8 protein-coding genes are annotated in these 10,378 nt (G+C 54.1%); 4 read left to right on the top strand and 4 right to left on the bottom strand.

The features are described 5' to 3' along the window. The coding region (dnaG, locus tag H8Q75_RS05370; RefSeq protein WP_297040875.1) for a DNA primase at positions 1-1,722 on the top strand (1,722 nt) is incomplete at its 5' end. 133 nt (positions 1,723-1,855) lie between these two features. Here the strand turns inward: dnaG and H8Q75_RS05365 are convergent. Together H8Q75_RS05365 and H8Q75_RS05360 are read right to left on the bottom strand one after the other, a co-directional pair. Next, the gene (locus H8Q75_RS05365) at positions 1,856-2,617 is read right to left on the bottom strand and encodes an ABC transporter ATP-binding protein (RefSeq protein WP_051372879.1); all 762 of its coding nucleotides are present in this window, start codon (positions 2,615-2,617) and stop codon (positions 1,856-1,858) included. A gap of 40 nt (positions 2,618-2,657) precedes the next feature. Further along, positions 2,658-3,908, bottom strand: coding sequence for a branched-chain amino acid ABC transporter permease (locus tag H8Q75_RS05360; protein WP_024124388.1), 1,251 nt, complete (start codon positions 3,906-3,908; stop codon positions 2,658-2,660). Positions 3,909-4,078: 170 nt separating this feature from the next. Between H8Q75_RS05360 and phoU the strand changes: the two genes are divergently transcribed. Both phoU and H8Q75_RS05350 read left to right on the top strand, forming a co-directional pair. Beyond that, complete coding sequence (phoU, locus tag H8Q75_RS05355; protein WP_024124387.1) at positions 4,079-4,729, top strand: phosphate signaling complex protein PhoU; 651 nt, start codon at positions 4,079-4,081, stop codon at positions 4,727-4,729. Positions 4,730-4,861: 132 nt separating this feature from the next. Then, positions 4,862-6,739 (top strand): caspase family protein, encoded by a 1,878-nt coding sequence (locus tag H8Q75_RS05350; RefSeq protein ID WP_297040874.1) that lies wholly within the window; start codon positions 4,862-4,864, stop codon positions 6,737-6,739. Here H8Q75_RS05350 and H8Q75_RS05345 read toward each other — a convergent pair. After that, a complete protein-coding gene (locus H8Q75_RS05345) occupies positions 6,736-7,581 on the bottom strand; it encodes an ABC transporter permease (RefSeq protein WP_024124386.1) in 846 nt (281 codons plus the stop codon). The genes H8Q75_RS05350 and H8Q75_RS05345 overlap by 4 nt on opposite strands. A 45-nt stretch (positions 7,582-7,626) precedes the next feature. Beyond that, a complete protein-coding gene (gene yqeK / locus H8Q75_RS05340) occupies positions 7,627-8,277 on the bottom strand; it encodes a bis(5'-nucleosyl)-tetraphosphatase (symmetrical) YqeK (protein ID WP_297040873.1) in 651 nt (216 codons plus the stop codon). A gap of 360 nt (positions 8,278-8,637) precedes the next feature. Between yqeK and H8Q75_RS05335 the strand changes: the two genes are divergently transcribed. Further along, on the top strand, positions 8,638-10,212 hold the full coding sequence (locus H8Q75_RS05335) for a serine/threonine-protein kinase (RefSeq protein ID WP_297040872.1): 1,575 nt from the start codon (positions 8,638-8,640) through the stop codon (positions 10,210-10,212). Positions 10,213-10,378 lie beyond the last annotated feature (166 nt).

Here is a 10,378-nt window from a genome sequence, read left to right as displayed (position 1 = left end):
ATTCTGGCGATCGCCACCCGTTTCTATGAACACGCCCTGCGGCAACCCGTTGGTCAAGACGCCCAAGACTATTTGCAGCGGCAGCGCCAGCTCAGGGAGGAAACCATCCAGCAGTTTCGCTTGGGCTATGCCCCCCCAGGGTGGCAAGTTCTTTACACTTATCTTGTGGAGCAAAAGGGGTATCCCCCTGCCCTTGTGGAACAGGCCGGCTTAATTCTGCCGCGGTCCAACGGGGATGGCTACTACGACCGCTTTCGCGATCGCCTGATGATCCCAATTATGGATGCCCAGGGACGGGTAGTAGGCTTTGGCGGTCGCACCCTGAGAAACCAGGAGCCCAAGTATCTCAACTCCCCAGAGACCCTGATCTTTAAAAAGGGGCAATTGCTCTTTGGCCTCGATAAGGCACGGCAAGCGATTGCCCAAAGGGATCAGGCGATCGTTGTTGAGGGCTACTTTGATGTGATGGTTCTGCACCAGGCGGGATTTCCCCAGACGGTGGCCAGTTTAGGGACTGCCCTCAGTCAAGCCCAAATTAAGTTGCTACTGCGCTACACCGAGTCAAAGCAAATTATCCTCAACTTTGATGCAGATCAGGCGGGACAGCGGGCTGCCGATCGCGCCATTGGCGAGGCTGCGGATTTGGCCTATCGGGGGGATCTGCGACTGCGGATTCTCACCTTGCCAGCGGGTAAGGATGCGGCGGACTTTTTCACAGGGGATGAGGCAACCTTGGCGGCACAGCAGGCAGCGTACCAAGGCCTGTTGGATCAAGCCCCCCTTTGGCTGGACTGGCAAATTCAGACCCTTGTGCAGCAGTACGATCTTGAGCAGGGGGATCAATTTCAGCAAGCCAGCCAAGCCCTCAGTGAACTTTTGGCGAAGCTTCCCAACGCCACCCTGCGCAGCCACTACATTCACCACTGTGCTGAGCTATTGGGACGCCACGATAGTCGTTTGACGCTCCGTATTGAAGAGGCGCTGCGGCAACAGGTGCGGGGGCACCGCTGGCAGGGGCGATCGCAAAAATGGCAACGTCCAGCGGACTATAATTTGCGTCAAGCAGCTGAAGAACAGCTACTGCGCCTCTACCTCCACTGTGGCGAATATCGCCCCCTCATTCGACAAACGCTGCAAGCACGGGATATTGAATTTAGCTTCTCCCACCACCGTTGGCTGTGGCGGCAGATCTTAGCCATTGAAGAAGAACACTGTGCCGGCCGGCCTGCCCCCGATGATCCCTATAACACTGAATGGCCACTGCATTCACCCACGGAGATCGGAACACCACTGACGGACTTGGATTTGGTCAGTCATCTTTTTGATCGCCTCAATGAAGCAGAAGATGCTTCTCTGCTGACGCCGCTACTCCATTTAGATGAGACTACTGCCAGCAGTCTCGATCGCCCCAAACTAGTCATCCAGGCCGCCGCCGCTGCCCTTGAGCGCATTGCCATTGAAAAGCGCTGTCGCCACCTCCTGCAGTCTTGGCAGGAAACTGTTGCCTTGATTTTAAGTGAATCTCCTGCCACTGAAGACCTACGCCGCTACCTAGTACTCACCAACAGCGACACTGAGATTGACGATATTTCCAGTGTGGTACCAGAGGGGCTGCAACTCCTTGAACAACTGCGCCGTGACTACTATCGGGATCGCAAATACCTTCAGCAGTTGGATCAGCAGCGCTGTCCTTCCTTGGGGGTGATCCGTGACTATTCTTGATTGGCTTTCGGGGTGTTGAGTGTGGGCGATCGCTGCGAAGAGGGCTGTCCCCAAAAAAACATGAGCAACGTCACGTGAGAAGCGATAGAGGCGAGAACCACTGACCCACCCCAAAGGACTTATCATTCAAGGTTTATTGTCCAAGGTAAGCTCTCAAGACCTCAGGATTGCTTTGAATCTCACTCGGAGGACCGTCAGCAAGATTTTTCCCCGCCGCTAAGACCCAGATGTGCTGACACAGGGACATGACCACGTCCATATTGTGTTCAATAATCAGAAACGTCACGCCCTCCTGATTCCAGCGCCCAATATGCCCACAAATTTGGTTGATCAAGGTCGGATTGACGCCGGCGGCTGGCTCATCGAGGAGGACCATGCGGGGACGGTGCATCATGACTCGCGCCATTTCAAGGAGTTTTCGCTGCCCTCCCGACAATGCACCCGCATAGTCATTGGCCTTGGCTGCTAGCCCCACAGACTCTAAAATTGCCCACGCCCGTTGCTGCAGTTCCTGTTCCTCTTGGCGAATGCGCAGGGGCTGAAGCCAGCTATTCCACAACTTCTCCCCAGTTTGCAGAGGCGCTGCCAAGAGCATATTTTCGAGAACCGATAGGCGTGAGAGTACCCGCGGCACTTGGAAGGTGCGCAGGAGTCCCTGAAGGGCAACTTGGTGGGTTGGCAGATGGCTAATGGGGACACCATCAAAAATCACACGGCCTTGATCGGGCGTAAGGAAGTTGCACAAGAGGTTGAATAGGGTGGTTTTGCCGGCACCGTTTGGACCAATGAGACCAGTAATACTGCCACGGGCAACCCGAATTTCCGCATGATCGACGGCGCGAATGCCACCAAAACTTTTGCATAGTCCTGTGGCCACTAGGAGGTCTGAGGGCAAGACTTGACTGACACCGCTAGAGACGGGCGCGAGAGAAGGCTCATCGACCAAGGCTAAGTTCCTCCTTTTTGCCCAAGATACCCTGGGGTCGCCACATCATCAAGACAATGAGGACAAGGCCAATGAGCATCATCCGCAGCGCCTCTAAGCGACCGCCATCCAGGGGAATAAAGCGGGTCAGTGCAGTGTAGGCCCAAAAAAGGGCGGCACCGAGGAGAGGTCCCATGTTGTTGCCTGCCCCCCCTAAAACCACGATTGTCCACGCCTGAAATGTAATCAGAGATAAAAAGCCATCGGGGTTAATAAATGTGAGCTGCCAGGCATAAAAAGACCCTGCCACCGCGGCGATCGCTCCCCCCAACAACAGCGATTGCATTTTGTAGGCAAAGACATCCTTGCCCAGAGCTTTGGCCACCTCCTCATCTTCCCGGATTGCTTTGAGTACCCGTCCCCAGGGGGAATGAATCCAACGCTCTAACTGCCACACCACCAAAGCCAAAACCAAGACCAAAAGCCACAATAGCCCAGCCCGGTAACTAAACTCCCATAGGCCAAGGGTGAGGGCTTTGACCACAAGACCAACCAAGGCAGCGGCCAAGGTATTCAGGGCAATGGGAAGCACCGCTCGTCTTTCTGGACGGCAATAGTAGCCCAGGAGAGCGATCGCGCCACCAAAGGTCACCAGTGTCAACACAAGAGGCAAAATGGCAATTCCCCGTCCCAAGCTCAAAGGCAGTAACGTTGCCCAAAGGCTGAGGGTACTGGCAATCAATAACGCTGCATAGCTCGGGAGTAACCAGCCGGGGTGCGATCGCCCATACTGCCGCTGTAACCATTGCCACCACTGCCATGCAGCCCCCCCCACCACAGCCCAAAAAAGAGCTATCATCCCCAGCTTAGTCGGTATATTGGGATTGAACTGAGCAAGGGGCAGCGGAAACCCATACACTCCCCGACCCCCTCGGGTTAGCCAATCCTCATTGAGGGCAATCAGGCGGACAATTTCCGCCATGCCGATGGTCACAATTGCCAGGTAATCTTCCCGCAGTCGCAGCGTAGCAATCCCCATTAAAAAGCCTAGTCCCATGGCCAGCACCACCCCAGCCAGGACGGCAAAGAACATCGGCACGCCAGCAATCCCCAACAAAATCGTGGTGTAGGAACCAATGGCCAAAAAGCCGACATGGCCAAAGTTAATTAGCCCCGTATAGCCCCAGTGCAAATTCAGCCCCAAGCTAAAGAGGGCAAAGGTGGCAGTGAAAATACCAAGGGAAATGAGATAACCAACCATTGAGGTCCTGGAAGTTAAGGCCAATACAGCTGCGCTGTTGCGATCGCGCCAGTGGATGCAAGAATCAAAATGCCTATATTTTATACATCAATTGATTCCGGCTGTGCCCAAGGCACAACTCACCCCATTTTTTGGCACACTAGGGAGCACAGTTATTTGAGCAAGGGTGGGTGCCTGAGACTGTGGCCACCCATTTTGAACGGCAACTACAACGTCTGCGCAGTGACTTGCTGCGCCTAGGGGCACTGGTGGAAAGTGCCTGTCAACTGGCCTATGGTGCTCTGATTGAGCGAAATCTCCTCAGTGTTGAGCAGTTGATCCAAAGGGAACAAGACATTAACCGCAGTGCTCAAGAACTCAATCGCCAGGCGATCGCCCTGCTGACATTGCAAGCCGCTGTGGCAGAGGATCTGCGATTTTTGGTCATGCTTTCCCACTTCTGTCGCGATCTAGCGCTCATCGGCGATGATGCCCTTGAAATTGGCCGTGCTGCTCAAACGCTGCTACGGTACCCACCTCCACCTTACCTTGAAGACGTCCGCTTGATGTTCGAGAGAGCACAACTGCTGCTATCGGCCGCCCTATCCGCCATTGCCAATTTTGATCCTGAGGCGGGAGTAGCCCTAGCCAACTGCGATGATGCCGTCGATGCCGACTACCAACGCCTTTATGGGCGACTTTGCGCCCCTTTGAATCCCCAAGAGCCGGTGGAACTGCGCTTGATCCTACTGCTGCTGATTCGCAACTTGGAGCGCATTGGTGACCATGCGACAACTATTAGCCAGCGTGTCCGCTTCATTGTGCGGGGGGAAGGCCTTTAGGAAAAATTGATGTTTTATGCTCGCTGTGGACCTAATTGAGTCCACAACCTTTGAGAATAGAACTAGTCCTAATTCATAAGTGTTGTTGTGCCCGTGCTCTAACCTGAGGATGGGTCTGTTGGGAGGTAAGGCATGCGGTTAAGCCGTCGTTCTTTTTTGTATGGTGCTGCGGCACTGACACTGATGCCGTGGGTTTGGCAAACGGCAGGCGGCTCCTGGGCAGACTCCCTTCGTCCGTGGCAAGTACTCCTGATTGGCATTAACCACTATCCCCAGTTGGCCGGTGTGCCCCCCTTAGCGGGTTGTCTGACGGATGTTCAGCTAGTGAAAAACCTGTTGTTAGACGGGTGGGGGCTGGCGGACAGTGACATTACACTACTGACGGAACAGGCGGCAACCCTGGATGCTGTCCAAGAAACCCTAGGGGTGCTGGAGCGCTCTGGTCAGCCCCTTTTGGTTTACTTTAGTGGCTATGGCACCCTCTGGCAGCAACAACCAGCGCTGGTTTTGGCGGATGCCACAAGATCCGGTGAGGGCATCTTACCTCTTGCTGAATTACTGCGTACCAAAGGAGTACAGGTATGGCTCGATACTCGCTTTAGCCCGCCCCCCATTGAGGGGGAGATGTTGCGTTGGCGATTTGTCCCGTTGCACCCTGGAGAGACCCGTGGCAGAGGCGAAGTTTCCAAAGATCATCTCCTCTGGGCTGATTTGGGGGTAGAAACACACCTGAATGGTGTCCCTATGGGACTCTTTACTGCTAGTTTTAGCCATTATCTAGCGGCTTTGGGGGGCGATCGCCCCTTGGCAACGAGCCTGATGTACACAGCCGATGAACTGCGCTGGCAAACGGGGGCAGAAATGCGTCTGGTGAGCGACGGGTTAGCGGCGAACCTCACCCTATCCCCAGGATTTGATGGTGTAGTGCAGGGAATAGGGCGCGATCGCTCCCTACAAATCTGGTGTGGCGGCCTCAGTCCTTGGCTGTTGACCTACTGTCATCCCCACAGTCGCTGGAGCACTGCCGATGGTGGCACCGTGGTTGACATGGCGAGTTTTAATGGCCTGCTGGCCCAAGGAGTCAGCAGTCAGCCTCTGCAAGTGGGCGATCGCCTCTATGAACAACAGCGGCGTTTAGGGAAAAATCTCCAGCTGCAGGTGGCCCTCGACACCAACCTCAGCAAAATTGAGCGCGTGGATGCCATCAATGCCCTGGCCAATGAAGAAAAAGTTGCTGTCCTCAACAGCAGTGACTCCCTGCCGGATGTGGTTCTCACCAAAAGTGAGACAGCGGGCAGTTATGGGCTGGAGTGGCCAGTAGGGACGTTGTTGGAACACAGTTGTAGTGGTAGCAATGAAGCCGCCAAAGCCGGTATCCGTCGCTTGAACCCCCTACTGAATGCCCTCCTGGCCCAGAAATGGCTGACCCTAACGCTCAATCCCACCTCCAGTCAGGTGGCTGTGTGTACAACTCTTGAACAACTATCGCCAACGGCAAAACTCTTGAGCCGCCAATCCCCCCCCCGCAGTCCCAATCCCCTTCCAGATGTCCTGAGCACCAAGCTGCCAGCCATGAATTTACACAGCCCCCTCACCTTGGCCAAGGGAGATACTTGCCGCTGGAGCCTCTACAACTATGGCGATCGCCCCCTCAACATTGTCGCCCTTGCCTGGGATAGCAGTCAGGGGATGCTCCTGCTGCCGCTGCAAACGCAGTCGTGGCAGTTGGCAGTTGCCCCCGGCTTGAATATTCCCCTCTATACTTGGACGCTGAATCGCCCTTGCCAATGGCTGAAGGTCTTTATCATCAGCAGCCCCCGTCCTCTGAGCCGTTTTAGTCAACTGAGTAGCCACCCCAACCATTCAGAGCCATTCATAAGTTCTGGTGAGGATAGTCTTGCCTTGGTTCTCGGTCTGCTAGGGGATCTCAGCAGTGAACCGGAAGGGAATGAGTTTTGCTTGGATGTGCGGGAGTGGTGTACCCAAGGCTTCACATTGCGGGTGGTCTAGGCCAAGCGGCGCCGTAATAGCGGTTGGATCAGTAGGCTCATTCCTAGGGCGACAGTCAAAAGGATTAGCAGTGCCGCTCCCAAGCTCAGTGACCCCCAAGGAGCCACCATCACCACATCGCTCAACCGCCAATCGGGGTGCAGATAGACATAGCGAATTGGTTCAATGGCCAAACTGAGGGGGTTGAGGCTAGCAATCCACTGCAACCAGCGAGGCATAAACGACAGGGGCACCAAGGCGGTACTGGCAAAGAGTAACGGTAGGTTGATGACAAAAATAACGGCCAACAATTCGATGTGCCCCGGCAAGGCAAAGGTAAGACCGAGGCTCAAGGCCGTTACGCCGAAAACCAAAATCAGCACCGTTGCCAAGACAACCCCAATACCCGCTAAATTCGGTAGCCCCGTTCCTAGGAGTGCCCCCAAGCTGGCGATCGCCACCACCTGAATCAGACTTAGGGTGGTAATAAACAACGCCGAGGCGAGAACAATTGAAAACCGCGAAGCCAACGGTGCCACCAACAGCCGATTCAAAAACCCAAATTCACGGTCAAACATCACCGGCAACCCCGCATTGAGGGCACCACTAAAGGCCGTAAAGACAATAATGCCAGCGCAAAGAAACTGACCATAACTCGTGCTCTCGCCAAAGAGGCCCTGCGGCACATTTTGGAAGAGGGCACCAAAGAGGACCAGCCAAATCAAGGGTTGTACCACCCCCGCCACCAGTGTGGAAGGGCGCCGTTGCAGTTGGATAAACAGGCGACGGGTTAAAGCCAGTGTTTCCTGAACAAATTCACCTGAGAAAATACTGGGAACAGCCGTTGCTGCAGCGGTGCTCATAGGGCAACTCCAAGATTAAACCTACTTTCTAGGTTAACAATGCCTCTAAACCTTGGCGGTAGCTTTCCTTTCGCTCTTTTTCGGCTTTGCTGGTGCCACCTGCATTGCCCAATTGCGGGTGAGGAGCATGCGTGGATGAATTAAGCGATGCTGATCAATCAGCCACAACAGCGTGCGATCGCACACTCGCCACACCGCCTCCTGTAAATTTTGGTGAGCCACCTTGCGCAATTCCTCGAGCTCCACCGTCTGGCCCCGCCCTGGCTCCAAGCTATCCGCAAGAAACACGACACAACTCAAGGCATCCATTCCGGCTTGACCCAAGGTGTGATTGGCGATGGCTGCTAAGACCTGCTCATCAGTCACACCAAATTGCTGCCGCGCCACCAAAGCACTGATGTCGGCATGGAGCAAATGGGGATCTGCTTCGTCTACCTCTGTAATGGGTAGCCCCGCCTCCCGTGCCATACTTAACAATCGCTCTGGAGGAAAGTACTTCGCCAAATCATGCAGTAATCCAGCCCAAGCAGCGCGATCCACATCCAAGCCATGGTGTAGAGCTAGCTCCGCCGCCATTGTTTCCACCCTCAGGATGTGCTGTAGTCGTGGCGCAGGTACATTTGCCGTTAGCCAGGCCAAAACCTGCTGGCGATCGCATAGGAAGTCCTTCGGACTAGCTGTCACAAGCGGGGTCATAGCCAAAGCCACACCAGGGAGGATGAAGTGCTACCCTTGTAGTATAGCAAAGGCTCTTTTCACAAGCTTGGAAGAGCTTCAAAACAGTCAAAGCCCCTGCCGGAAAGGATCAGCTTTCTCCTTATGCATCCCAATACTTTAGAAAAGGGCTACAGGCTTCCTGTCAAACTTCCGTAATTTCACGGATAGGGTGAGGCAAAGAAAAAAGAGTATCGTAAAAGAACAGCGTCATTTTGTGAAAACTACTGAGTTATGCTAGCGGTGGGGGCATCTTTCTGTAAGCTTTGACTTCAAAAAAAACAGGTCACCCTATCTCCCTTCCCCCCTTGTTGAACGTGCTGTTCATCTTCTTGGCTGCTTATGAGTTACTGCCTAAATCCGAACTGTACCAAACCGGACAACCCTGACAATGTCGATGTTTGCCAAGCCTGCGGCAGCAAACTTTTACTCAATAATCAATACAAGGCAATTAAAGTTCTAGGGCGAGGGGGGTTCGGCGCTACCTTTTTGGCCATTGATACGCAACTGCCTGGCAATCCCACCTGTGTGATTAAACAGTTGCGACCAGCAGCCACAGCTCCCCACATCATAGCGATGGCGCGGGAGCTTTTTTTGCGGGAAGCCACCACCTTGGGTAAAGTTGGCAATCACCCACAGTTGCCTCGGCTGCTCGGCTACTTTGAAAATGAAAATGAATTTTACCTGATTCAAGAATACGTGGGTGGCCTTACCCTGCAACAGGAGGTCAAGCGCTTTGGCCCCAAAAGCGAAGAAGAGGTAAAGCAGGTTTTGCAGGAAGTGCTCCCCATCCTTGATTACCTACACACCAATGGTGTCATTCACCGCGACATTAAGCCGGCTAATCTCATCCGCCGTGATATTGATAACAAGTTGGTGCTTATTGACTTTGGGGCGGTAAAAGACAAAGTTACGCAGGCTATGGTGGAAAATGCCCCGGAGCTATCCACATTTACCAACTTCGCAGTGGGAACCCCCATGTATGCGCCGCCAGAGCAAATGGCCATGCGTCCGGTCTATGCCAGTGACATTTATGCCCTCGGGGTCACCTGTGTCTACTTACTGACTGCTAAATCCCCCAAGGAAATTGAACGGGATCCGCGCACGGGCGAATGGCATTGGCAGCGCTACGTCAAAAATATTTCCCCTGCGTTTGCTGCTCTCCTTAACAAAATGCTCCAGGATGCGGTTAAAGATCGCTACCAAACCGCCATGGATGTCCTTGCGGATCTGCAACTACTTGAGTCCAAACAACCAGCTAGTGTCGCTGCTCCTACTGTTTCCGCAGAGGATGATGACCTCAGCAATGCCCTTTCGACCCCGCCGACCCAAGGCCGCCCCCCTGTGCCTGAAGCACCTAAGCGCTCCAGTTATGCCTCATCGGTGAGTCAAAATGCCCAAGCGGCGCGAGTGCGCCAATCACGGATGACAGGGACCCAATTGGGAGGCCCACCGGTTGTCGGAACTGGCCCCGGTCAACACCTCCGTGCCAAAGTCACACCACGGATGACAGCGGCACAGGTGCTCACAGCCTATAAACGGGGAGAGCGAGATTTTATCGATGTCGATCTCTCCAACGTTGTTCTCCGCAATGCGGATCTGGCGGGGGCTAACTTTGCCAATGCCAATTTTACCAATGCAGATTTGAAAGGCTGTATTCTTGCCAATGCTGTCTTGCGGGAAGCCAATTTTCAGGGAGCTAACCTGAATGATGCCAATCTCTGCGGTGCCTATCTGGTGCAAGCCAACTTTGAGAGGGCAAATTTGAAGGGGGCAAAACTACTGGATGCCTCGATCTCGGGAGCCAACTTTACTGGTGCCGACATTTCTGGAGCAGACTTTAGTATGGTCTCGGGGTTTGTTCAAGGTCAGCTCGATCGCGCCAAGAAGAACTGGTTTACAAAGTTGCCTAAATAGAGGGGCAAGTTTGCCCCCCTTCTCTTAGGACATCAAACACTTATCGGAGTCACAGCCGGCTGGCCCTGCCTCCGCCAGGGGTTGGGTATAGCGGGAGAGGGCTTCATGGAAATCATTGACCCGCTTGCGCTGAGCAACTGCAGCAATTTCCTGCTCATAGCGTTCT

The organism is Thermosynechococcus sp. OHK43 (genome assembly GCF_014466085.1).
Lineage (GTDB): Bacteria > Cyanobacteriota > Cyanobacteriia > Thermosynechococcales > Thermosynechococcaceae > Thermosynechococcus.
The sequence above is the reverse complement of the archived record's forward strand: the minus strand, read 5'-3'. Positions and strand labels throughout refer to the sequence as shown.